A 24559-nucleotide genomic window follows, 5' to 3' on the forward strand; every position below is an offset into this window, starting at 1 on the left:
GCCATGACGTGAAGCACGTCATACGGTAGGCGCGTTCCACCGGTTCGCGGACGATTCGAGCGCGTAGACCCCGGATGCATTACGCGCGGCACCGTCGCCGACATCCGCCACCGCATAGTCGGCGAGGAGACGCAAGCGCACACGAGGCAGGTGGGCCCTGCCCGGGTCGCCGACGAGGACGGCGATCCCTGCTCCGAGGCATCGGTCGAGGACGGCAAGCATGCGCGCGGCCACGTCCCGGTCATAAAACACATCCCCCGCCAGCACGATGTCCACGGCGGGTGGCGGCCCCGCCAGCATGTTTCCCTCGAACAATTGCACAGCAACGCGGTTCTCGGACGCGTTGAGCCTGATCGCGGCATGGGCGTTGGTGTCGGCCTCGGCGGCGATCACATGCGCCGCGCCAGCCTTCGCCGCCGCGATGCCGACCAGTCCCGATCCCGCACCAAGGTCGAGCACGCGCAGGCCGGCAACCGTCTCGGGATGCTCACGCAGATAGTGCACCAATGCCAACCCGCCTGCCCATTGATATGCCCAATAGGGCGGCTCTCCCCGCCCGCCTTTCGCCGACAGCCGCCAAAGTCCGCTCGCCGGCGTCGCCGTGTAGAGTCGGATCTCCGGCATCGACGGAACAGGCACGAGCTGCAGTTGCGTGCGGATGAAGGCGGCCGGATCAGCAGGCGTTCGGACCGGCAAGCCTCGTCTCCGCTCGTTTGCGCCGATGCCCGGCCGACGGTTCGCACCCATGGGCAACGTCCGCGAACCGCAGCCTATCTCGCCGCCAGGAATCCCGGTAATTCCGCGATCGACCCCAGCACGACGTCGGCCATCGGCGCCAGCGTTTCCCGTGTCCCCGTGCCCGACAGCACCGCGACAGCCAACCCGGCGCCGCCGGCGCGCGCCATTTCGAGATCGTGGCGGTTGTCGCCGACCATGGCCACCTGCGACGGCTTCAGCCCGGTCAGGTCACAGAAGGCATGGATAGCGTCCGGCGCCGGCTTGGGATTGGCGACGCCATCATATCCGTAAGCCGCGTCGAACATTTGTGCGACCCCCAGCGCCAGCAAAGTCTTTTCCGCGCCGCCGGTGGAATCGTTCGTCGCCACGCCCAGCCGGAAGCCCGCCGCATGAAGGTCCGCGATCGCTTCGCGGCTGCCGGGCAGCGGCACCGACTGCGCCGCCCCCTCCTCTGCCGTAAACCGGTCGAAGCCGACCGTCATCACCGCGCGCTCGGCCGGCGGCACCTGCGGATACCACAGCGCCACGATGTCGGCATTTGTGCCGGCGGCAAACACGGAGTCCGCCTTGAAGCAGTGGCGCTCGAAATCGTAGCCGGCGACGGTCATCAGCGCGTCCGCCTTCTCCCGGTCGCCGCCCGCAGCCTGCATCGCCAGCCTGTCGCCAATGGCGAACCATGTCGCCTGGAAGTCCACCAACGTCCCGTCCTTGTCGAACAGGATTCCCTTTATGTCGTGCAAGATTGGCTTACCTTTCCCGATTGGCGAAAGCGTCGCGGCAGTCGTCCCTCTCCCCGTCTCTATACGGAGAGAGGATGCCGGCTGGCAGGTGAGGGGCGGCGCGGACCTTGACAAGGCAGCGCCGCCCCTCATCCGCCCTTCGGGCACCTTCTCCCCGTGAAGAACAGGGAGAAGGCATAGTCCGCGTTTGCCGCCCTACCCCCTCAACTTCCTGATATGCGCCACAAGCCCCGCCGTCGAGGCGTCGCCGGCGGCATCCTTCTTTCCCTCCACGACAGGCAGCAGCGCCGTCGCCAGTTCCTTGCCCAATTCCACACCCCACTGGTCGAAGGAGTTGATGTCGAACAGCGTGCCCTCGACGAATACACGATGCTCGTAGAGCGCGATCAGCTGCCCCAGCGTGCGCGGGTCGAGGACCTTGTAGAGGATCGTCAGCGACGGCCGGTTGCCGGTGAAGACGCGATGTGGCGCGATCTTTTCCACCTCGTCCGCCTTCATCCCCTTGCCCAGCATCTGCGCCGTGGCCTCCTCCAGTGTGCGGCCCTTCATCAGCGCTTCCGACTGCGCCAGCACATTGGCCAGCAGCAGATTATGATGGTGCTTCAGTTCCGGCTCGTGCCCCTCGGCAGCCGCCAGAAATTCGACCGGAATGAAATCCGTGCCCTGGTGCAGCAGCTGGAAAAAGGCGTGCTGGCCGTTGGTGCCGGGCTCGCCCCAGACCAGCGGGCCGGTCGGGGTCGTGGCCTTGGCGCCATCCAGCGTGACGCCCTTGCCGTTGGATTCCATGTCGAGCTGCTGCAGATAGGCCGGCAGCCGTGACAAATGCTGGTCGTAGGGAATGACGGCGCGCGCAGGGTAGCCGCAGACGACGCGATGCCAATAGCCGACCAGCCCCATCACCGCCGGAATGTTCTGAAGCAGCGGGGCGCTTCGGAAATGCTCGTCCATCTCGTGCGCGCCGGTGAGAAACGCGCGGAAATTCTCCGCGCCCACCGCGATCATGATCGGCAGGCCAATCGCGCCCCACAGCGAATAGCGGCCGCCGACCCAGTCCCAGAAGCCGAACACGCGGTCCGGCGCGATGCCGAACGCGGCCACCTTCTCCAGCGCCGTCGACACGGCGCAAAAATGTTTCGCCGTCGCCGCCTCGCCGAGGGACGCCGCCATCCATTTGCGCGCCGTCTCGGCATTGGTCATCGTCTCCACCGTGGTGAAGGTTTTCGAGGCGATGATGAACAGCGTCGTTTCCGGCGAAAGAACCTTCAGCGTGTCGTGCATATGCGCGCCGTCGATGTTCGAGACGAAATGCGAGCGTGGCCCGTCGTGATAAGGCGTCAGCGCCAGCGTCGCCATCACCGGGCCGAGGTCCGAGCCGCCGATGCCGATATTGACCACGTCGGTTATCTTCTTCCCCGTCGCGCCGGTTGCCGTCCCGCTGCGCACCGCGTCAGAAAAACGCTGCATGGCATCGAGCACCGCATGCACCTCGGGCATGATGTCCTCGCCGTCGACCACGACGGACGCGCCGGGCGGGTTGCGCAGCGCCGTGTGGAGCACGGCGCGGTTCTCGGTGATGTTGATCTTGTCGCCAGCGAACATCGCGGCGCGCCGTTCCTCGACCTTCGCCGCCTCGGCGAGCTCGGCCAACAGCCGCATCGTGTCGGTGTCGACCGCGCATTTCGACCAGTCCAGCAAAAGGTCGCCATCGGTCAGCGAGAATTTTTCGAAACGCTGCGGGTCGTCCGCGAAGGCCTTTCGCATATCGGCGGGTGAAGTCGTGCGGTGGGCTTTCAGCGCGTCGAGCGCGGTCTTGACGGCGGTGCTGGTCACGGCGGTGCTCCGGTTGCTCACGGGGTGGGGAGGAAATTTTACCAGACCTAGCACGCCTTGCACTGCGAGGGGACAGTTTTGCGCGAACAATTCAATCGATTAGCATCACGGGACGCGACATCCCGCATCGCTGGCCCGGCGTCCAAGCATCACTGGCACAAATCCTAGAGATCAGAATTTTTGATTGGCGCAACCCATTGGACCAGGAATAGCATTCTCTGGTCCAGAAAGATCGATGAAATCGATTCCAGTTTCGAGGAACGTCCGATGCCCCAGAGAAACGACGCGGCCATATGGTCCGGCCTGTTCCGCATCTCGGCCGAGTCCGGCCAGACGCTGCAGGCACAGATCCGCCAGGCGATCGTCGCCGCCATTCTCGACCGCCAGATCGCAGCCTCGATGCCGCTGCCGTCCTGCCGCATCCTCGCTGAAAAACTCGGCGTGGCGCGCGGCACGGTGGTGCTCGCCTTCCAGCAACTGGTCGACCAGGGTTTCCTCGTCGCCCGCGAGCGGCGCGGCCATTTCGTCAACCCCGAAGTGCTCGCCACCCCGGCCAAGCCCCACCTGAAGCAGCCGGACACCACCAGCGAAGTGGACTGGAAGGCGCTGCGCCAGTTCGCGCCGAGCGAGATGCCGCGCCCCGCCAAGCACGAGAACTGGATCAAGTCGTCCTATCCGTTCGTATACGGCCAGTTCGACCCGGCGCTGTTCCCAACCGCCGAATGGCGCGAATGCAACCGCATGGCGCTGGCCGTTCTGGAGATCCGCAACTGGGCCGCCGACATGGTCGACCGCGACGACCCGCTGCTGATCGAGCAGATCCAGGCGCGGCTTCTGCCGCGGCGCGGCATCTTCGCCAATCCCGACGAGATCATCGTGACGCTTGGCGCGCAGAACGCGCTCTACATGCTGTCGACGCTGCTGATGGCCAAGGGCACCAAGGTGGCGATGGAGGATCCCGGCTATCCCGACGCCCGCTCGATCTTCCGTCTGGCCGGCGCCGACATCCATGCCACGCCGGTCGACCGCTCGGGCATCGTCACCTCGTCGATACCCGACGACGCCAACTTCGTCTTCGTCACCCCCAGCCACCATTGCCCGACCATGGTGCCGATGAGCGCCGAGCGGCGGCAGGACCTGCTGGCCCGCGCCAGCCGCAACGACCAGATCGTCATCGAGGACGGCTATGACAGCCAGCTCATCGACGAGGCCCCGCAGCAGGCGCTGAAGAGCCTCGATCGCTCCGGCCGGGTTATCTATGTCGGCTCGATGTCGAAGACGCTCGCACCCGGCCTGCGCATGGGCTACATTGTCGCCCCTGCCCCGCTGGTGGCGGAGCTGCGCGCGCTGCGCCGCTTCATGCTGCGCCATCCGCCGGCCAACAACCAGCGCGCCGTGGCGCTGTTCCTGTCGCTCGGCCACCACGAGGCGCTGGTGCGCCGCCTCTCCACCGCCTTCGAAGAGCGCCGCAAGCGCCTGTCGCACGCGATCTCCGCCTTCCTGCCGGAATGGCGCTCGACGGACTCGGCCGGCGGCACGTCGCTGTGGCTGGAAGGCCCGCGCGGCATCGATTCGCGTGGTCTCGCCGAAGCCGCGTCGGCGCGCAGCGTCATCATCGAGCCCGGCGACCGCTTCTTCGACCAGACACCGAAGCCGACGCGCTTCATGCGGCTCGGTATCTCCTCGATCGCGCTTCAGCACATCGAGCCCGGCATCCGCGAACTCGCCACCGCCGCGGGGCGGAGGCCGGCGGCGGCCTGATACGAGATCAAGCCGCGGCCGGCTCGACCTCGATGGTCACGTGCGACAGTTCGTGGATGCGCGACAGCTTCTCGCGGTAGAAGGACGGCGGCCTCGGCTCGGCGGAGGCCAGCGCGATGATCGCGCCATGATGACCGGGTCCGAGCTGCCAGACGTGCAGATCGGTGATGCGGTCGGTGCGGGTTTCCACCGCCAGGCGGATTTCGTCCGGCAGATTCTCGCCGGACGGCACATAGTCGAGCAGCACGGCGCCGGCGTTGCGGATCAGGCCCCATGACCACCGGGCGATGACCAGCGCGCCGACGATGCCCATGGCAGGGTCGAGCCACAGCCAGCCATACGCCCTCGCCCCCAGCAACGCGGCGATCGCCAGCACCGATGTCAGCGCGTCCGCCAGCACATGGAGGTAGGCGGCGCGAAGATTGTTGTCGCGAACGCCCGTCGCATGGTGATCATGACCATGGCGATCATCGTCCCCTGCATGTGCATGCGGGTGACCTGCCCCATGGTGATGACGACCGTGGTCATGGTGATGGTCCTCGCGCAACAGCCAGGCGCTGGCGAGGTTCACCAGTAAGCCAAGCGTGGCCACGGCCAGCGCCTGGTTGAAATCGATCTGCACCGGCGCCCGCAGCCTCAGCAGGCTCTCCCAGGCGATCGCCATGGCAATGAGCGCCAGCACGATGGCGCTGGCGAAGGCGGCGAGGTCGCCCATCTTGCCGGTCCCGAAGGTGAAGCGCGGATTGTGGGCGTTCCGGCGTGCATAAAGATAGGCGAGGGCGGCGATCAGCATGGCGGCTGCGTGGGTCGCCATGTGCCAGCCGTCGGCCACCAGCGCCATCGAGCCGAAGACTGTCCCCGCCACGATCTCCGCCACCATCATGGCCGAGGTCAGCGCGATGACCAGCCATGTGCGGGTCTCGTTGCGCCGGTGGTCGCCACCAAGGAATACATGCTCATGGCCATCCCGCGGCCAGCCTGCGTGGACGGTGCTCATTTCAGATAGGTCCTCACGACGTCGATCAGTTCATCGGCTCCCCTGGAGCGCGCCACGCCATCGGCCGCCTCGACCACATGCTCGCGGATGTGATCCTCGATCAGTTCGGCCGTCAGCCCGTTGATCGCTCCGCGCACCGAGGCGACGAGATTCAATATCTCCCCGCAGGATGCCTCGGCTTCCAGGGCGCGCTCGACCGCCTCCATCTGGCCTTTCAGCCGTCGGATGCGCGCAAGCAGTTTCGGCTTTTCACGAACGGTATGACTCATAGGATAGGGGGTTACCCTATATTGAGCGGAATGTCGATTCGCCCGGTACATTTCTGGCCCATGCGGCCGTAGCGGCTGGTCCATCCGCGCAAAACGACGGCGCTGCATAGTCTCCCGCAGTGGGGTTAATCGAGGACCTGAATCCGGCTTGAAAAAATCTTAGCCGGCGCCTCGAATCGAGAGAAAAATCATGTCGGACACGGCAGAATTGCAGACTTCCGCACAGGATTCGGGAGCAGATGCGCGTTCGCGCCGCTCCGGTGGCCGCGAGGCGCGGCGCGCGCTCCGGGCCGCGCCGCTGGCCGACGACGTCAGGCCGATCCGGCCGGGCCTCGAAGGCGGCAGGTACAAACCATTGGTCCAGCAGGACCTGGAAAAGATCCACGGCGCGGTGCTGATGCTGCTCGAAACCGTCGGCTTCGCCAACGCCATCCCGAGTTGCGTCGACGCGCTGGTGCGCGCCGGCGCGACGCTCGGCGAAGACAAGCGCCTGCGTTTCCCGCGCGGCCTGATCGAACATACGATCAAGACAGCCGCCCGCAATTTCACCTTGCACGGCCAGGATCCCAAACATGACATGGTGATCCAGGGCACCCGCGTGCATTACGGCACGGCGGGCGCGGCCGTGCATCTGGTCGACGTCGAGAAACGCGAATACCGCGAGTCGCTTCTGCAGGACATCTACGACGCCGCCCGCCTCGTCGAGGGCCTCGACAACATCCATTTCTTCCAGCGCCCGATGGTGCCGCGCGACGTACCGGACCCGCTGGAGATGGATTTCAACACGCTCTACGCCTGCGTCATGGGCACCTCCAAGCATGTCGGCACGTCCTTCACCGTGCGCGAAAACGTCAAGCCGGCGCTGGAGATGCTCTACGCCATCGCCGGCGGCGAGGAGAATTTCCGCGCGCGGCCGTTCGTGTCGAACTCCAACTGCTTCGTCGTGCCGCCGATGAAGTTCGCCGAGGACGCTTGCGGCGTGCTGGAAGCCTGCGTCGAGGGCGGCATCCCTATCCTTCTGCTTTCCGCCGGCCAGGCGGGCGCCACCGCCCCGGCCGCGATTGCCGGCGCGGTGGTACAGGCGGTCGCGGAAGTGCTGGTCGGTCTCGTCTATGTCAACGCCATAAAACCCGGCCACCCCTGCATCTTCGGCACCTGGCCGTTCGTGTCCGACCTGCGCACTGGCGCCATGTCCGGCGGGTCGGCCGAACAGGCGCTGCTGACCGCCGCCTGCGCGCAGATGGCGCAGTTCTACGACCTGCCCGGCGGGTCGGCCGCCGGCATGGCGGACTCAAAACTGCCCGATATCCAGTCCGGCTACGAAAAGGGCATCACCAACGTCATGGCCGGTCTTTCCGGCCTCAACCTCGTCTATGAATCCGCGGGCATGCACGCCTCGCTGCTCGGTTTCTGCCTGGAAAGCCTGATCATCGACAACGACATGCTTGGCCACTGCCAGCGCTGCGTGCGCGGCATCGAGGTGTCTGACGCGGCCCTGTCGCTCGACACCATCGCCGAAGTCTGCCTCAACGGCCCCGGCCACTATCTCGGCAACGAGCAGACCTTGCGCCTGATGCAGACCGAGTATTTTTATCCAGCCATCGGCGACCGCTTTTCGCCCAAGGAATGGAACGAGAAGGGCAAGCCCGACATCCTTTCGCGCGCCATCGCCGAGAAGAAGAAGGTGCTGGCCGAGCGTTTCCCCCGCCACGTGCCAAAGGCGCTCGACGACCGCCTGCGTGCAAAATTCGGCGACCTGATCAAGCTGCCGCGCAGCGGCATGGGGCTGTAGTCCACTCTTGCCCATGCGGTGGACCACTTGCCTTGACCGTCGACGCTGCGCCTCATCCGCATGCCGGCACCTTCTCCGCGTGAGGACGGGGAAGAAGACTACTGCGGTCCCCGGCTTAGCCAATCGCCTGGGTTGAAGATTGGCTAAGGCCGCGAAGCTTGGTCTCTCTCCCCGCCTGCGGGTAGAGATGTCCGGCAGGACAGTGAGCGGCCGCAACGACGGTCGAGACAAACAGCCCCTCCCCTACTCCTTCACCGCGCCGGTCATCGACGACACATAGTGCTCGACGAAGAACGAGTACAAGATCACCACCGGCAGCGAGCCGATCAGCGCGCCGGCCATCAGCGCCCCCCACTCGTAGACGTCGGAACGCACCAGTTCCGTCAGCACGCCGACCGGCACGGTCTTGTTCTCCGACGATTGGATAAAGGTCAGCGCGTAGATGAACTCGTTCCACGACAGCGTGAAGGCAAAGATGCCGGCCGAGATCAGCCCCGGCACCGATAGCGGCAGCACAATTTTTGTCAAAATCTGCCAGCGGCTGGCGCCGTCGATCAGCGCGCATTCCTCCAGTTCGAACGGGATCGAGCGGAAGTAACCCATCAGCAGCCAAGTGCAGAAGGGCACCAAAAAAGTCGGATAGGTGAGGATCAGCGCGAACGGCGTGTCGTAGAGGCCGAGGTTGAACACCATCAGCGACAGCGGAATGAACAGGATCGACGGCGGTACGAGGTAGGCGAGGAAGATCGCCAACCCGACCTGCCGCGAGCCGGAAAACCGCAGCCGCTCGATCGCATAGGCAGCGAATACCGAGGCCAGCAACGACAGGAAGGTGGAGGCGGTCGAGATGATCACCGTGTTCAGCAGCCAGCCTGGATAGGATGTGTCGAACAACAGGTAGCGGATGTGCTCAAGCGTCGGGTTGACGACCCAGAACGGGCTGAAGTCGTTGAAATTGGTCATCTCGACATTCGGCTTCACCGCCGTGATCGCCATCCAGTAGAATGGAAACAGCAGCACGAAAACGAAGATCAGCAGCGGCAAGTAGATGGTGACGACGCGGCGCGGCACGCTTTGCAGGTAGCCCATGCCGCCTTCGTCGCCGGCGACCGGTTTTGTGGTCACGGCCATGTCAGTCGCCCCCGCCCTGCTGCCATTTGCGCCGCTGCAATCCGAAGTAGCTGAACAGGATCGCCGCCAACAGGAACGGGATCATCGCAACCGCGATTGCCGCGCCCTCGCCGAGTTGCCCGCCAGAGATGCCGCGCTGGAAGGACAAAGTCGCCATCAGGTGCGTTGCGTTTACCGGCCCGCCGCGTGTCAGCACGTAGATCAGCTGGAAATCGGTGAAGGTGAACAGCACCGAGAACGTCATGGTGATGGCGATGATCGGGGTGAGCAGCGGCAGCGTCACGTAGCGGAAGAGCTGCCAGCGCCCGGCGCCGTCCAGCGTCGCCGCCTCGTAGAGCGACTGCGGGATGGTTTGCAGGCCGGCGAGCAGCGTGATCGCCACGAAGGGGATGCCGCGCCAGACATTCGCGGCGATGACCGAGGCCCGCGCATTGGTCGGGTCGCCGAGGAAATTGATGCGGTGGTCGATGATGCCCATCTCGATCAGCGCCCAGGACAGGATCGAGAACTGCGAATCGTAGATCCACCAGAAGGCGATGGCCGAGAGTACGGTCGGCACCACCCAGGGCAGCAGCACGATCGCGCGGAAAAAGGATTTCAGCGGCAGATTTTCGTTCAAGAGCAGGGCCAGCCACAGACCGAGCACGAATTTCAGGATCGAGGCTGATATCGTGTAGAGCAGCGTATTGAACACCGAGAGCCAGAAGATGGAATCGTCCCAGAGATATTCGTAGTTCTCCAGCCCGATGAAGATGCCGGCCCGGCCGACACGCGTGTCGGTGAAGCCGAGCCAGACGCCGAGCCCCAGCGGGTAGGTCAAAAACACCAGCAGCAGCACCCCAGCCGGCAGCATGAACCACGCGCTGAGGAACCCCTTGCTCTCGCTCAGGCGAGGACGGGTCGAGACTTGCGGCGCGGTGGTGGTGACGGAGGCCATGGTTGGTTCCTGGTTCACGCACGTTCGGTGACGGTTGGCGAAACCGGCGAAAATAGCGTCTCTCTCCCCGTTCACGGGGGTCCGAAGGACGGGCGAGACACACGGCTCGCCCCGGCAAGTTGTCCGGCAGGACAGTGAGAGGCGGGAACACACCTACGCGGGCTTGGCGCCGCCCCTCATCTGCCCCTACGGGGCACCTTCTCCCCGTATAGAGACGGGGAGAAGGAAGTAGGCGCTACACCCGATAATACCGGTTAGCCCGCTTCTCGGCTTCCTTCATCGCATCCTCGGGCGTTGCCTGCCCGGTCACCGCCTTGGCGTACATGTCGACCAGCACGTAGTCGGCCATGGTGGCCGCCGAGGCGTAGCCCAGAGGCCCGGCATAGCCGTTCGGCCGCAGCGTCTCCGAGGCCTTGGAGTAGGCGACGGCATTGGGATCGGAGGTCCACACCGGATTGTCCGCATAGGCCTTCAGCGACTGGCAGCAATAGCCCAGCGATTTTTCGATCCAGTCGGCCATCTGCTCCTTCTCGAACATGAACTGGAGGTAGGCCTTCGCGGCGTTCGGGTACGGCGTGTAGTTGAAGATCACCGCCGTGGTGGTCTGGTGCAGTTCCACCGACTGCCCGACCGGACCGATCGGCAGGTTGGTCGTGCGGATGTCCTTGGCGATCTCGGCGAGCTTCGGATCGTTGTCCTTGTTGATCTGCGCGGTCCGGTAGGCCGAGATGCCGTTGGCGATCACGCCGAGTTCGCCGGCCAGGAAGGCGCGGTTGTTGTTGACGTCGAGCCAGCTCTCGGTGCCGGGGATGAAGGTCTTGTAGAGCTCCATCGCATATTCGATCGACTTCGCCGTCTCGGGGCTATTGATGACGACCTTGCCGCTCTCGTCGACCATCTTGCCGCCATGGCTCCACAGCAGCCAGTGAGCGTAATTGTTGCCGTCGCCGACGCCGTGGCCGTGGGTGAAGCCGGCCGGGTGGCCGATCTTCTGCAGCGCCTTGCACAGTTCGAGGAAACCCGCCGTGTCCTTCGGGAACTCGCTGAAGCCGGCTTCCTTGACCCAGCTGTCGCGGTAGACGATGGCGTTGCCGATCGCCGCCAGCGGCAGGCCGATGAACTTTCCGTCGCGGGTGGCGTAACCTTTGCCGCCCTCATACCAGCCGCCATATTTGCCGCCGAGGTAGTCGGCGAGATCGGTCACGTCCATCAGCTTGTCGGGATACTGGTGCGCGTCGTCGAACCACACCCACATGATGTCCGGGCCGGAGCCGACGTTGGCGGCCACCGCCGCCTTCGGGCGGATGTCTTCCCAGCTTTCCTTGTCGACGCGCACCTGTACGCCGGTGGCTTCCGTGAACTTCTTGGTGTTGGCCAGCCACGAATCCTCGTCGCCCTGCACGAAGGGAGACCAGCGCAGCACACGCAGCGTCGCCCCCTGCTCGGGCGTGTACTTGGGAGCGTCCTGGGCAAAGGCCGGCCGGCCCAGAAACTGGCTGCCGACAAGGCCGGCGGCGGCGCCCGCCGTGGTACGGATAACGTCACGTCTGGTGAATTTCATCGTCATTTCCTCCTTTGTGCGTTCCTTGCAAGTTTCTTCGTTCTTCCCGCGGTTCGTCCGGCTCAGTTCGTCAGTCGCTGCCCCGTCTCGCCGTTGAAAAGGTGGATGAGGTCGGCCGCCAGCCGTACCGTCTGGCCCGGCTCGAAATCATGGCGGTCACGGAAATTGGCGACGACGTCCTCGCCGCCCGGCGTGCGCCCGATGATCTGCACCTCCGCCCCGGTCGGCTCGACCACGGTTATGGTCACCGGGAAACCGTTTTCGGAAAGTTTCAGGTGCTCCGGCCTGATGCCGAGCACGACCGGTGTGCCGTTTGCTGCGCCGCGCGCACTGTTCAGCGGCACCCTGATGCCGCCGGCGCCGACAAAGGTCGGCGCGCCTTCGCCGCCGATGCTGCCCTTCAGCAGGTTCATCGCCGGCGAACCGATGAAGCTCGCGACAAAAAGGTTGTTCGGCCGGTCGTAGAGTTCCAGCGGCTTGCCGATCTGCTCGACGATACCGTCATGCATGACCACGATCTTGTCGGCCATGGTCATCGCCTCGATCTGGTCATGGGTGACGTAGATCGTCGTCGTCTTGAGGCGCTGGTGCAGTTCCTTGATCTCGGCGCGCATCTGCACGCGCAGTTTCGCGTCGAGGTTCGACAACGGCTCGTCGAACAAAAACACCTGCGGATCGCGAACGATGGCGCGGCCCATGGCGACGCGCTGGCGCTGGCCGCCGGAAAGCTGACGCGGATAGCGGTCGAGCAGCGGCGTCAGGCTGAGAATCTCCGCCGCGCGGCTCACCCTGGCGTCGCTGTCGGCCTTGGCGGCGTTCTTCAGCATCAGCGAGAACGCCATGTTCTCGCGCACCGTCATGTGCGGATAGAGCGCGTAGTTCTGGAACACCATGGCGATGTCGCGCTCCTTCGGCGCGACAGTATTGACGACCCGGTCGGCAATCGCGATCTCGCCGCGCGAAATGCCTTCAAGCCCGGCAATCATCCTGAGCAAGGTCGACTTGCCGCAGCCGGACGGCCCGACAAGCGTGACGAACTCGCCATCGACGATGTCGATGCTGACACCATGCAGGATTTCGACTGAGCCGAAAGATTTATAGACATCGCGGATCGCGACGGACGCCATCGGCTCCTCCCGATTGGTGTTTCCGGACGCCCAGGCGAGCGCGCTGATCGTGCGCGCCTCCGGTCTCCTCCCGTCAACCCGCAGACGAAATGGTAGCGCTACCAAAACGGGCTGTAAAGTGTGATACATTTGCTGACATCACAGCCTTTCGTCGTATGCGGCAAGGCACCGGATCCGATGCGGCCATGGCCAGCGTCCACGAACCCGGCGTTTCTTCCGGAGGTATGGGAAAGCCAGCACTTTCGTGCGGATGGACAGGCCTGCTCGTGTCGGATAGGCCTTGACCGACAACAGCGGAGGCTCCCATGGCACTCATCATCGAAGGCGAGGAGACCATCGCCGCCCCGATCGCGAAGGTCTGGGAGGCCCTGAATGACCCGGCCATCCTGAAGGAATGTATCCCCGGCTGCCAGAGCCTGGAAAAGAAATCCGACACCGAAATGGCGGCAACCGTGGTGCTCAAAGTCGGGCCGATCAAGGCAACCTTCGCCGGCGAGGTAACGCTGAAAAACCTGAACCCACCCCACTCCTATACAATCTCAGGCGAGGGCAAGGGCGGCATCGCCGGCTTCGCCAAGGGCGGCGCCGACGTGACGCTGACCGAGGCTGGCCCGAACGAGACCGTGCTGAAATACGAAGCTAAAGCCGATGTCGGCGGCAAGATCGCCCAGCTCGGCAGCCGGCTCATAAGCTCCACCTCGAAGAAGCTTGCCGGCGAGTTCTTTTCGACGTTCGGGGAGAAGGTGGGCGCCTAAATCCCCCCCTTGAGGGGAGGGTCGGCGAGCGTTCGGAGCGAAGCGGAGATCGCGAGACGGGGAGGGGTTGCTTCAGGTTGGAGCACTGCAGCAGCGCCCCCTCCCCGCGTCAAAAATCGCGCGTGCCGCGCGATTTGTTCCGCGACCCTCCCCTCAGGGGGGAGGGTTAAGAACGGCTCACTCGAACACGATCGCCGGCGTCGCGGCGGATGCCGACACGCTCTCTTCCTTCAATCTTTCCAGGACCTTGGCGGCGATGCCGCGATAGATTTTTGCCTCGGCGCTGTCGGGCTTCGACACCACCACCGGCGCCCCGGCATCCGAGGATTCGCGGATGCCCATCTCCAGCGGCACCTCGCCCAGAAACGTCACGCCCAGCCGCTCGGCTTCTCGCTTTGCCCCGCCGTGGCCAAAAATGTCGTAGCGTTTTCCGGTGTCGGGGGCGAGGAAGTAGCTCATGTTCTCGACGATGCCGAGCAGCGGCACGTCGACTTTCTTGAACATGTTCAGGCCCTTGCGGGCGTCGATCAGGGCGAGATCCTGCGGCGTCGAGACGATCACCGCGCCGGCCAGCGGCACAGCTTGAGCCATCGTCAATTGCGCGTCGCCGGTGCCGGGCGGCATATCGACGACCAGCACGTCGAGCTTGCCCCACTCGACCTCGCGCAGCATCTGCGTCAGCGCCGACATCACCATCGGTCCGCGCCAGATCATCGGCGTCTCCTCGTCGACGAGGAAACCCATCGACATCACCTTCAGCCCGTAATTCTCCATGGGAATCAGGATCTTGCCGTCGACCGTCTGCGGTCTGCCATGGATGTTGAGCAGGCGCGGCACCGACGGGCCGTAAATGTCGGCGTCGAGCAGCCCGATCTTCAGCCCCAGCGCCGAAAGCCCCAATGCAATGTTGACCGCGGTCGTCGACTTGCCGACGCCGCCCTTTCCCGACGCGACGGCGATGATCGCCTCGATTCCCGGCACGCCGCGCTTGCCGGTGCTGTGAGAAGCCGGGGCGTGCGGTGCGGGCTTCGCGGCCGGTGCCGGACGCTGAGCAGGCACTGCCGGAGGCGGAGGCGCCGGGCGCTTCACCGGTGCCTCCATGCCGCCGCCCTTCTTCTCGGCGGTCAGCGCCACGACCGCGCCGGCTACACCCGGGATACCCTTGACCGCCCGCTCGGCGGCGGCGCGCAGTGGCTCGAGTTCCTGTGCACGGGCGGCCGGAACCGTGATCGAAAAGAACACTTTGCTGTCCGCAATGAAGATTTCCGAGACCAGCCCGAGCGAAACGATGTCGCCCTCGAAATCGGGACCCTTGATGGTCTTCAGCTTGTCGATGACGGTTTCGCGGGTGACGGTCATGGCATTCTTCTCGGCTTTCGGCTGCGCCCCAGATAATGCCTTTCGCCGCGAACACCAAGGTGTCAGCAACTACGCCATTGAGCAGAACTCCACCTCGAGGTGGCGTTCCGTCTGCGAGACGATGCGGCAAGGCACGTCAATGCCGTCCGAGCGGATGACAAGGTTGAATTTTGCTGGAAGGCCATAGGAACTGGACAGGTCCAAGCCAGCGCCATCGTCGGCCAGCGTGCGGACGGTGCAATCCATCGTCGACGCGCGGCCGTTGAAGTGGATGAGCCCCGCCTTCAGCACGCGCCGGCGCATATGCCGCTCCAACGGCTGTTGACTGCGCCAGGCGACGACGCGGTTGCGTCCATCGGCTTTGGCCTCGTAGAGCGCCGAATCCGCATGAGCCAGCAGGTTGTCGATATCCCTGGTGACAATGTCCAGCGTCGAGACGCCGAAACTCGCGGTAACCTGTCGGCGCGATCCGTCCGGCTCGAAAGGCAGCCCCGCTACGACGCTGCGCAGTTTCTCGGCCACATCGACCGCTCCTTGCCGGTCGGTATGTGGCAACATGATTGCGAACTCCTCGCCACCAATGCGGCCGAAAATGTCGGATTGTCTGAGATTTGCCGAACATGACGCCGCGAACCCAGCCAGCACCTGGTCGCCGGCGGCGTGGCCATAGGCGTCGTTGATCGATTTGAAATGATCGATATCCAGCGTGATGAGGCTAAGATTGTATTTGTGACGTTGCGCGAGCGCCAGTGCGCGCTCGCCGCTGGTGCGGAAAGCGCGCCTGGACAAGGCGCCGGTCAGTGCATCGACGGTGGCGAGCTGCTGGAGTTCGATCCGGTCCATCGCGAGTTGCGCGAGGTCGCGCAGGATATCGACGTTGCGGCTGCCGAAAGGACGCGGCTTCATGTCGATCGCGCAAACAGTGCCGATATTGTGCCCATCGCTCGTTCTCAACGGCACGCCGGCATAAAAGCGCACATGCGGCTCGCCCAGCACATGGGGATTGTTCGCGAAACGCGGATCGAGCGTGGCGTCCGGCACAATTGTCGGCGCCTCCGCAAGGATGGCATGCGTGCAGAAGGTGCTGCGCCGGTCGGCCTGGTCGGCTCCTAGGCCCTCGCATGCCTTGTAGAGCTGTCGGTGGGCATCCATCACCGAAACCAGCGCGATCGGCACGTCGAACACATTCTTGATGACGCGTACGATACGATCGAAGGATTCGTTGCGCGGCGCATCGAGCACATCGAGGCGGTCCAGTGCCTCCAAACGCTCCATCTCACGGATGTCCGAGGACGCGACGGGCATCTGCATCATGGAATCTGGATCAATATCAAAGTTTTGGCTTTGTGTGCGGGGCAAATTGCTCTCTCCGCGGGCGATCGCCGAGTGCCGAGAATACGCGGGAAACTCGACCATGGTTCAATCCTCAGCGAGAGATTGACGCGATGGTTAACGCTTTGGACAACAGAACGAGCGCGAAAAAACGAGCGGGCGGTGTCGGACTTGTCGATCCAGTTACGTCCTCGGGCTGACCGACACAACAAGCCGGAAGGAGACGTCATGCACAAGATCACGACATGCCTGTGGTTCGAGACCCAGGCCAGGGAAGCAGCACAGTTCTACGCATCGGTATTCCGCAACGCCGAGGTCGGCGAGGTCGTCAAGGCGCCGGGCGGCGGCGAGCCGTACACAACCGAAGGCCAGGTGCTGACCGCCGAAGTCACCATAGAAGGCCATACTTTCGTCTGCCTCAACGGCGGGCCGCACCCGGGGGCCGTGCCGAACGACGCCGTCTCCTTCCAGATCTCGTGCAAGGACCAGGCGGAGGTCGACGAGTACTGGTCGAAGCTCACGGCGGACGGCGGCAAGGAGGTCCAATGTGGCTGGCTCAAGGACAGATACGGCTTCTCCTGGCAGATCGTGCCGGAAGTCCTGCCTCGCCTGTTCAAGGACCCGGACCGCGAGAAGGCGAAGCGTGTCACCGCCGCGATGATGCAGATGGTGAAGCTTGATGTGGCAGCACTCGAAGCGGCGGCAAGGGGGTGATACCCGCACGGGCTCCCGCTTGACCGGCGGAGCCCGGCTCGACACATGAATCGATGCTTGAGGCCTTTCGGGAGATTGACTCGCTTTCCCCGGCGCGGCCAGATTCGCCGCGACGCTTCGCGGTCCTTCTCGGGCGGCTGCGTTGTCGAAGACCAGGAGGGCGGAAGAAATGGCTGGACTGACAAGACGCGATACGCTTGCCGGACTTTTGGGCGTGGCAGCCGGAACAGTGATCGTGAAGCAGGCGGACGCGGCATCGCCGGTGACGCTGATCGAGCCCTTTGGCCCCAATTCCTCCACCGACGACGCGGCAGCGCTGTTGCGGCCGGCGTTGACCCGGCTGCTGGAGGCCCCTGTTACCGTCCGGGAAGTGTCCGGCGATGCCGGGGGACGCGCGCTCGCAGAGGTTTCCAAAAGCGTGCCGGACGGCAACACCCTGTTGGTGGCGCAATTGCTGAGCCCCTTCATCGATCCTGAGGCCGAGGCGCCGGAGCGCCCCAGCTTTCGCAAGATGACGCCGGTCGCACAGCTCACGACGGGCATCTCCGCCGCGCTGGTGGTGTCGCATGCGTCCCCGATCACCGACTGGAAATCCTTCGAAGAGCGTGTCAAAGCCGGCAGGCTGCGCGTGGCGCACAATCCGAGCCTGCTGTTCGCGCTGCCGCTCGCCATGATCGAGGCGCAGTTCGGCCAGCGTTTCGACGATGTGCTGGCAAGCACGCGCGCCGAGGTCATCGCGGCACTGGACGGAGGCAAGGCCGATGTCGGTTTCCTGCCCACCATCAGCCTGCTCACGGCGGACAACCGCCCGCCGCTTAGACCGATCGCCACCTTCGGCGGCGCGCGCAATCCACGGTTCGCCGGCGTTCCGACCTATCGCGAAGTCGGACAAGGTCTGCGCACGGCGATCACCGGACCGATCGTCATGTTCGGCCCGGGCGGGATGGCGTCGGGCGTGCAATCGGCGCTCACCCGATCCGTCCAGGACGCTGGCAACGATCCGGAAGTCCGCAAAGCTGCCACCGCTCTGCGCTACCCGCTGCAGGTCGGAGGGCCGGATTTGCTGCTGGAATCGATGGGACGCTGCACGCGCGTGTTGCGCGACATGCGGCCCTATCTGCGCACACCGGTCTGAAAGCCCTGATTTCGCACGGAAAGTCCCTCGCTGGAAATCAATGTCATAGCCTTGGCCGGAGAAAGGAAGCGGCAAGCCGGACTCGAATCCACGCAGGCAATCCCTCCAAGCGATTGCCTGCACATCCAGGCGGCATCGCTGGCGAACACCCGTGGCTCCGGCTACAAAGCCTTCGCATGATCGACAAGCTGGAATTCTTCATCGCGCTCGCAAAAGCCCAGCATTTCGGCCGGGCCGCCGAGGAGCTCGGCATCACCCAGCCGACGCTTTCCGCCGCGATCAAGCAGCTGGAGGACCAGCTCGGCGTCATGCTGGTCATCCGCGGCTCGCGGTTTCAGGGGCTGACGCCGGAGGGCGAGCAGGTGCTGGTATGGGCGCGGCGCATCGCCGGCGACGCTCGCACCATGCGCGAGGAGATGCGCGCCGCCCGACACGGCCTGTCGGGGCGCATCCGCATCGCCGCGATCCCGACGGCGCTCGCCATGGTGGCGCACCTCACCACGCCGTTCCGCGAAAAACATCCCGGTGTGACGTTTTCCATCCTGTCGCGGACCTCCATCGAGGTGCTGTCGCTGCTCGGCAATTTCGACATCGACGCCGGCATCACCTATCTCGACAACGAGCCGCTGGGCAACGTCATCAGCGTGCCGCTCTATTCCGAGCGCTACCAGTTGATCACCGCCGCCGGCAACCCATTCTCGGAACGGCAGAAGGTCACCTGGGCCGAGGTCGCGAAACTGCCGCTCTGCCTGCTGACGCCCGACATGCAGAACCGCCGCATCATCGACCAGCATCTGACGGAAGCCGGCGCGGTGACGCGGCCGACGCTGGAATCCAATTCGATGATCGTGCTGTTCTCGCATATCCGCACCGGCAAATGGTCGTCGATCATGCCGCTCAACCTGGCCGAGACCTTCGGCTTCGCCGAGCCGATCCGGGCCATTCCAATCGTCGAACCGGACGCCAGCCATCTCGTCGGCCTCGTCGCCACCCGCCGCGAGCCGCATACGCCGCTGGTCTCGGCGCTGTTGAGCGAGGCGATGACGCTGGCGGGCAACTTCGGCACCACGCGCTGAACTACCTTTGATCAGGATGCGCTTGATAGATGATTTCTATCAAGCCACGAGACCGCTTTATTGATTTCGGCGGTTTTGTCTGGTTTTGTAAATGCTTAGCGTCGTCTCGACGTGAAAAGCCGATCAGGGAGGGCGCTGCATCATGATGCAGCCTGCAAGTACCCAGGCCCCGCCGGACGTCGTCGCTAGGACGGCGGCGGTCATTGAGGGCGTGAACGGACTGGAAGGTCCGCTGCTGCCGATCCTGCACGGCGTCCAGGACGAATTCGGCTTCGTGCCGACCGAGTCGCTGCCGGTGATCGCCGAGGCGCTCAACATTTCCAATGCCGAGGTGCATGGCGTCGTCACCTTCTACCACGATTACCGGCGCGCGCCGGCCGGCCGGCATGTGCTGAAGATCTGCCGCGCCGAGGCCTGCCAGTCGATGGGTTCCGATGCCATCGCGGCAAAGATCCGGCAGTTGCTCGGCATCGGTTTTCATGAGACTGCAGCCGACGGGTCGGTAACGCTGGAGCCCGTCTATTGCCTCGGGCTTTGCGCTTGCGCCCCCTCGGCGATGTTCGACGGCGAGGTCATCGGCCGGCTCGACGCCGAAAAGCTCGACGAGATCGTCGCGGAGATCCGCTCATGATCCCGGTCATCTACATCCCCGGCGATTCCGGCGCGCTGGCGCTTGGCGCGGACAAGGTCGCCAAGGCGATCCAGGCCGAACTGAAGGCGCGCGGCAAGGAAGCGCGGATCGTGCGCAACGGCTCGCGCGGCGCCTACTTCCTCGAGCCGATGGTCGAGGTCCAGACCGAGAAGGGCCGCATTGCCTATGGCCCGGTAAAGCCGTCCGACGTCAAGTCGATGTTCGATGCCGGCTTGCTGACCGGCGGCTACCACAAGCGCTGGCTGGGCGCGCCCGACAAGATTCCGTTCTTCGCCAAACAGACCCGCCTTACCTTCGCGCGCTGCGGAGTCATCGATCCGCTGTCGCTCGACGCCTACCGCATGAATGGCGGCCTCTCCGGCCTGAAAAAGGCTGTGGCGATGACGCCCGCCGACATCGTCAAGACCGTCACGGACTCCGGCCTGCGCGGGCGCGGCGGCGCGGGTTTCCCGACCGGCATCAAGTGGAAGACGGTGCTCGATACCGCCGGCGACCGCAAATACATCGTCTGCAACGCCGACGAGGGCGACAGCGCCACCTTTGCCGACCGGATGATCATGGAGGGCGACCCCTTCGTACTGATCGAGGGCATGGCGATCGCCGGCATCGCCACCGGCGCCACCAAGGGTTTCGTCTATATCCGCTCCGAATATCCGCATGCGGTCGACAAGATGCGCCGTGCCGTCGAGGTCGCGCGGCAGGGCGGCGTGCTCGGCGCCACCGTGCTCGGTTCACCCAACGCCTTCGACATAGAAATCCGCGTCGGCGCCGGCGCCTATGTCTGCGGCGAGGAGACGTCGCTTCTCAACTCGCTGGAAGGCAAGCGCGGCGTGGTGCGGGCAAAGCCGCCGCTGCCGGCCATCCAGGGCCTGTTCGGCAGGCCGACGGTGATCAACAACGTCATCAGCCTCGCCTCCGTGCCGATCATCATGGACAAGGGTCCGGCCTTCTACAAGGATTTCGGCATGGGCCGCTCGCGTGGCACCATCCCGATCCAGATCGCCGGCAACGTCAAGCACGGCGGCCTGTTCGAGACGGCGTTCGGCCTGACGCTGGGCGAGATCGTCGACGACATTGGCGGTGGCACGGCGACCGGCAGGCCGGTGAAAGCCGTGCAGGTGGGCGGGCCGCTCGGCGCCTATTTTCCGCGCGCTTTGTTCGACACGCCGTTCGACTACGAGGCTTTTGCCGGCAAGGACGGGCTGATCGGCCACGCCGGCATCACCGTGTTCGACGACACGGCGGACATGCTGAAGCAGGCGCGCTTCGCCATGGAATTCTGCGCCATCGAATCCTGCGGAAAATGCACGCCTTGCCGCATCGGCTCGACGCGCGGCGTCGAGACCATCGACAGGATTTCCGCCGGCATCGAGCCGCAGAAGAACATCGAGCTGGTCACCGACCTCTGCAACACGATGAAATTTGGATCGCTTTGCGCTCTCGGGGGTTTTACCCCTTATCCGGTGATGAGCGCGATCAACCATTTCCCCGAAGATTTTCGGCCGCACGCGGTCGCCGAAGCAGCGGAATAGGAGAACCACCATGGGTCTCATCCAGGAAATCGACTTCGGCACGCCCGCCTCGAAATCCGAGAAGCAGGTCACGCTCAGCGTCGACGGTTTCACCGTCACCGTGCCGGAAGGCACGTCGATCATGCGGGCCTCGATGGAGGCCGGCATTGCGATTCCAAAACTCTGCGCCACCGACATGGTCGACGCCTTCGGCTCCTGCCGGCTCTGCCTCGTCGAGATCGAAGGCCGCAACGGCACACCGTCGTCCTGCACCACCCCGGTCATGCCCGGCATGGTGGTAAAAACCCAGACCGAGCGGCTTAAAACCATCCGCAAGGGCGTGATGGAGCTCTACATCTCCGACCACCCGCTCGACTGCCTCACCTGCGCGGCCAATGGCGATTGCGAGTTGCAGACCCAGGCCGGCGTGGTCGGCCTGCGCGACGTGCGCTACGGCTACGAGGGCGACAACCACGTCTTCAGGAAGAACGACGGCGCCGAAAACTTCCGCTGGATGGCGAAGGACGAATCAAACCCGTATTTCACCTACGACCCGTCGAAATGCATCGTCTGCTCGCGCTGCGTGCGCGCCTGCGAGGAGGTGCAGGGCACCTTCGCGCTGACCATCGAGGGCCGCGGTTTCGACAGCCGCGTATCGCCCGGCATGCACCAGCATTTCCTGGACTCGGAGTGCGTGTCCTGCGGGGCCTGCGTGCAGGCCTGCCCCACCGCGACGCTCACCGAAAAGAGCGTCATCAAGATCGGCCAGCCCGAGCATTCGGTGGTCACCACCTGCGCCTATTGCGGCGTAGGCTGCTCGTTCAAGGCCGAGATGCGCGGCGACGAGCTCGTGCGCATGGTGCCGTGGAAGGACGGCAAGGCCAATCGCGGCCATTCCTGCGTCAAGGGACGTTTCGCCTACGGTTACGCCACCCACAAGGAGCGCATCCTCAACCCGATGATCCGCGAGAAGATCTCGGATCCATGGCGCGAAGTGAGCTGGGAAGAGGCGCTCGCCTATACGGCAAAAGAGTTCCGGCGCATCCAGTATCAGTACGGCAGGGGTTCCATCGGCGGCATCACGTCTTCCCGTTGTACGAACGAGGAAACCTACCTCGTTCAGAAACTGGTCCGCCAGGGTTTCGCCAACAACAATGTCGATACCTGCGCCCGCGTCTGCCACTCGCCGACCGGCTACGGCCTTGGCCAGACGTATGGCACTTCCGCCGGCACCCAGGATTTTGACTCGGTGGAAGACACCGACGTCGTCATGGTCATCGGCGCCAATCCGGCCTCGGCGCATCCGGTGTTCGCGTCGCGCATGAAGAAGCGGCTGCGCCAGGGCGCCAAGCTGATCGTCATCGACCCGCGTCGCACCGAGATGGTCAAGTCGGCGCATATCGAGGCGGAGCACCACCTGCCGCTGAAGCCCGGCACCAACGTCGCCGTGGTCACGTCGCTGGCGCATGTCATCGTCACCGAAGGCCTGTTCGACGAAAAATTCATCCGCGAGCGCTGCGACTGGTCGGAGTTCGAGGATTATGCCGCCTTCGTCGCCGAGGAGCGTCATAGCCCGGAAGAGGTCGAAAAACTCTCCAGCGTGCCGGCGGAGGAAATCCGCGGCGCCGCGCGGCTCTATGCGAGGGGCGGCAACGGCGCGATCTATTACGGCCTCGGTGTCACCGAGCACAGTCAGGGATCGACCACCGTCATCGCCATCGCCAACCTCGCCATGCTCACCGGCAATATCGGCCGGCGCGGCGTCGGCGTGAACCCGCTGCGCGGCCAGAACAATGTGCAAGGCGCCTGCGACATGGGTTCCTTCCCGCACGAGCTTCCGGGCTACCGCCACATCTCCGGCGATGCGGTGCGCGACATCTATGACAATCTGTGGGGCGTGAAGCTCGACAACGAGCCCGGCCTGCGCATCCCCAACATGCTGGACGCCGCCGTCGAAGGCACGTTCAAGGGCATCTACATCCAGGGCGAGGACATCCTTCAGTCCGACCCCGACACCAAGCACGTCTCGGCTGGCCTCGCCGCCATGGAATGCGTCGTCGTCCACGACCTGTTCCTCAACGAGACCGCCAACTACGCCCACGTCTTCCTGCCGGGCTCCTCCTTCCTCGAGAAGGACGGCACCTTCACCAATGCGGAACGGCGGATAAATCGCGTGCGAAAAGTGATGGCGCCGAAGAACGGCTTTGGCGACTGGGAAGTGACGCAGAAGCTTGCGCAGGCGATGGGGCTTTCCTGGAATTATGCGCATCCGTCCGAGATCATGGACGAGGTGGCGGCGACCACGCCGAGCTTTGCCGGCGTCAGCTACGACCTGCTCGACCGGGAGGGCTCGGTGACGTGGCCGTGCAACGAGAAAGCGCCTCTCGGCACCCCGATCATGCATGTCGACGGCTTCGTGCGCGGCAAGGGCAAGTTCATCCGCACCGAATATGTGGCGACCGACGAAAAGACCGGCCCGCGCTTCCCGCTGCTTCTGACCACCGGACGCATCCTCAGCCAGTATAATGTCGGCGCGCAGACCAGGCGCACCGACAATGTGATGTGGCACTCGGAAGACCGGCTGGAGATCCACCCGCACGACGCCGAGAATCGTGGCCTGCGCGACGGCGACTGGGTCAGGCTGAAGAGCCGCGCCGGCGAGACGACGTTGCGCGCCCTGATCACCGACCGCGTGTCGCCCGGCGTCGTCTACACGACCTTCCACCACCCCGACACGCAGGCCAACGTCATCACCACCGATTTCTCCGACTGGGCCACCAACTGCCCGGAATACAAGGTGACCGCCGTGCAGGTCTCACCCTCCAACGGCCCCAGCCGCTGGCAGGAAGAGTACGACGAACTCTCCCGCCGCTCGCGCCGCATCGAGGGGCATCTGGAGGCGGCTGAGTAACCGGATACCATAAAGAAATGCGACCGCCGCATTCCTTCGCGCCCTCCTCTGTCCTGCCGGACATCTCCCCCACGAGGGGGGAGATCGCCATGGCCGCATGGCTTTCGCCAATGGCCGACGGTGTTGAAGACGCGCTGGCAACGAAGCTGCCAATCTCCCCCCTTGCGGGGGAGATGTCCGGCAGGACAGAGGGGGGTAACGTGGAGTTCCCACACTTCCTGTATGGGTCGT

General features: G+C 64.5%; 20 protein-coding genes. 9 read left to right on the plus strand and 11 right to left on the minus strand.

Annotation, left to right across the window (positions count from 1 at the left end):
* Positions 1–18: 18 nt before the first annotated feature.
* The 3 genes from ACSBOB_RS28635 to pgi form a co-directional block, all read right to left on the minus strand.
* Positions 19–696 carry a class I SAM-dependent methyltransferase gene (locus ACSBOB_RS28635; RefSeq protein WP_442579417.1) on the minus strand — a complete coding sequence of 226 codons (678 nt, stop codon included), beginning with the start codon at positions 694–696 and terminating at the stop codon, positions 19–21.
* 74 nt (positions 697–770) lie between these two features.
* Positions 771–1478 carry an HAD family hydrolase gene (locus tag ACSBOB_RS28640; protein ID WP_442579418.1) on the minus strand — a complete coding sequence of 236 codons (708 nt, stop codon included), beginning with the start codon at positions 1476–1478 and terminating at the stop codon, positions 771–773.
* A 195-nt stretch (positions 1479–1673) separates the two neighbouring features.
* Positions 1674–3239, minus strand: a complete 1566-nt coding sequence (gene pgi / locus ACSBOB_RS28645) for a glucose-6-phosphate isomerase (protein ID WP_442583865.1) — start codon at positions 3237–3239, stop codon at positions 1674–1676.
* 336 nt (positions 3240–3575) lie between these two features.
* Here pgi and pdxR point away from each other — a divergent pair, with 336 nt between their 5' ends.
* The gene (gene pdxR, locus ACSBOB_RS28650; protein WP_442579419.1) at positions 3576–5069 is read left to right on the plus strand and encodes a MocR-like pyridoxine biosynthesis transcription factor PdxR; all 1494 of its coding nucleotides are present in this window, start codon (positions 3576–3578) and stop codon (positions 5067–5069) included.
* Between the two features lie 7 nt (positions 5070–5076).
* Here the strand turns inward: pdxR and dmeF are convergent, their stop codons facing one another.
* Complete coding sequence (gene dmeF, locus ACSBOB_RS28655; RefSeq protein ID WP_442579420.1) at positions 5077–6066, minus strand: CDF family Co(II)/Ni(II) efflux transporter DmeF; 990 nt, start codon at positions 6064–6066, stop codon at positions 5077–5079.
* The gene (locus tag ACSBOB_RS28660; RefSeq protein ID WP_442579421.1) at positions 6063–6335 is read right to left on the minus strand and encodes a metal/formaldehyde-sensitive transcriptional repressor; all 273 of its coding nucleotides are present in this window, start codon (positions 6333–6335) and stop codon (positions 6063–6065) included. Before ACSBOB_RS28660 ends, dmeF begins: the two co-directional genes overlap by 4 nt.
* Before the next feature lie 190 nt (positions 6336–6525).
* On the opposite strand from ACSBOB_RS28660, the gene ACSBOB_RS28665 reads away from it, so the two are divergent.
* Positions 6526–8127, plus strand: a complete 1602-nt coding sequence (locus tag ACSBOB_RS28665; protein WP_442579422.1) for a trimethylamine methyltransferase family protein — start codon at positions 6526–6528, stop codon at positions 8125–8127.
* A 243-nt stretch (positions 8128–8370) separates the two neighbouring features.
* Here the strand turns inward: ACSBOB_RS28665 and ACSBOB_RS28670 are convergent, their stop codons facing one another.
* The 4 genes from ACSBOB_RS28670 to ACSBOB_RS28685 form a co-directional block, all read right to left on the minus strand.
* The gene (locus ACSBOB_RS28670) at positions 8371–9258 is read right to left on the minus strand and encodes a carbohydrate ABC transporter permease (protein WP_442579423.1); all 888 of its coding nucleotides are present in this window, start codon (positions 9256–9258) and stop codon (positions 8371–8373) included.
* A 1-nt stretch (position 9259) separates the two neighbouring features.
* Positions 9260–10111 (minus strand): carbohydrate ABC transporter permease, encoded by an 852-nt coding sequence (locus ACSBOB_RS28675; protein ID WP_442583866.1) that lies wholly within the window; start codon positions 10109–10111, stop codon positions 9260–9262.
* A 319-nt stretch (positions 10112–10430) separates the two neighbouring features.
* Entirely contained in the window at positions 10431–11756 is a 1326-nt protein-coding gene (locus ACSBOB_RS28680) for an ABC transporter substrate-binding protein (protein ID WP_442579424.1), read from the minus strand.
* A 62-nt stretch (positions 11757–11818) separates the two neighbouring features.
* Positions 11819–12883: an ABC transporter ATP-binding protein gene (locus tag ACSBOB_RS28685; protein WP_442579425.1), complete on the minus strand. Its 1065-nt coding sequence runs from the start codon at positions 12881–12883 to the stop codon at positions 11819–11821.
* A gap of 305 nt (positions 12884–13188) precedes the next feature.
* Between ACSBOB_RS28685 and ACSBOB_RS28690 the strand changes: the two genes are divergently transcribed.
* The gene (locus ACSBOB_RS28690) at positions 13189–13638 is read left to right on the plus strand and encodes an SRPBCC family protein (protein WP_442579426.1); all 450 of its coding nucleotides are present in this window, start codon (positions 13189–13191) and stop codon (positions 13636–13638) included.
* A 177-nt stretch (positions 13639–13815) separates the two neighbouring features.
* Here the strand turns inward: ACSBOB_RS28690 and ACSBOB_RS28695 are convergent, their stop codons facing one another.
* Complete coding sequence (locus tag ACSBOB_RS28695) at positions 13816–14997, minus strand: Mrp/NBP35 family ATP-binding protein (protein WP_442579427.1); 1182 nt, start codon at positions 14995–14997, stop codon at positions 13816–13818.
* 69 nt (positions 14998–15066) lie between these two features.
* The gene (locus tag ACSBOB_RS28700; RefSeq protein ID WP_442579428.1) at positions 15067–16311 is read right to left on the minus strand and encodes a sensor domain-containing diguanylate cyclase; all 1245 of its coding nucleotides are present in this window, start codon (positions 16309–16311) and stop codon (positions 15067–15069) included.
* A 246-nt stretch (positions 16312–16557) separates the two neighbouring features.
* On the opposite strand from ACSBOB_RS28700, the gene ACSBOB_RS28705 reads away from it, so the two are divergent.
* The 6 genes from ACSBOB_RS28705 (at position 16558) to fdhF (ending at position 24328) form a co-directional block, all read left to right on the plus strand.
* Positions 16558–17043 carry a VOC family protein gene (locus ACSBOB_RS28705; RefSeq protein ID WP_442579429.1) on the plus strand — a complete coding sequence of 162 codons (486 nt, stop codon included), beginning with the start codon at positions 16558–16560 and terminating at the stop codon, positions 17041–17043.
* Positions 17044–17305: 262 nt separating this feature from the next.
* Positions 17306–18178 (plus strand): tripartite tricarboxylate transporter substrate-binding protein, encoded by an 873-nt coding sequence (locus tag ACSBOB_RS28710; RefSeq protein WP_442579430.1) that lies wholly within the window; start codon positions 17306–17308, stop codon positions 18176–18178.
* A gap of 176 nt (positions 18179–18354) precedes the next feature.
* Positions 18355–19254, plus strand: a complete 900-nt coding sequence (locus tag ACSBOB_RS28715; protein ID WP_442579431.1) for a LysR family transcriptional regulator — start codon at positions 18355–18357, stop codon at positions 19252–19254.
* 139 nt (positions 19255–19393) lie between these two features.
* A complete protein-coding gene (locus ACSBOB_RS28720; RefSeq protein ID WP_442583867.1) occupies positions 19394–19885 on the plus strand; it encodes a formate dehydrogenase subunit gamma in 492 nt (163 codons plus the stop codon).
* A complete protein-coding gene (locus ACSBOB_RS28725; RefSeq protein WP_442579432.1) occupies positions 19882–21438 on the plus strand; it encodes a formate dehydrogenase beta subunit in 1557 nt (518 codons plus the stop codon). Before ACSBOB_RS28720 ends, ACSBOB_RS28725 begins: the two co-directional genes overlap by 4 nt.
* Positions 21439–21448: 10 nt before the next feature.
* The gene (gene fdhF, locus ACSBOB_RS28730; RefSeq protein ID WP_442579433.1) at positions 21449–24328 is read left to right on the plus strand and encodes a formate dehydrogenase subunit alpha; all 2880 of its coding nucleotides are present in this window, start codon (positions 21449–21451) and stop codon (positions 24326–24328) included.
* The last annotated feature ends 231 nt before the right edge of the window (positions 24329–24559 follow it).

Source organism: Mesorhizobium sp. KACC 23794, from assembly GCF_052180275.1.
In the GTDB taxonomy this organism is placed as follows: Bacteria; Pseudomonadota; Alphaproteobacteria; order Rhizobiales; family Rhizobiaceae; genus Kumtagia.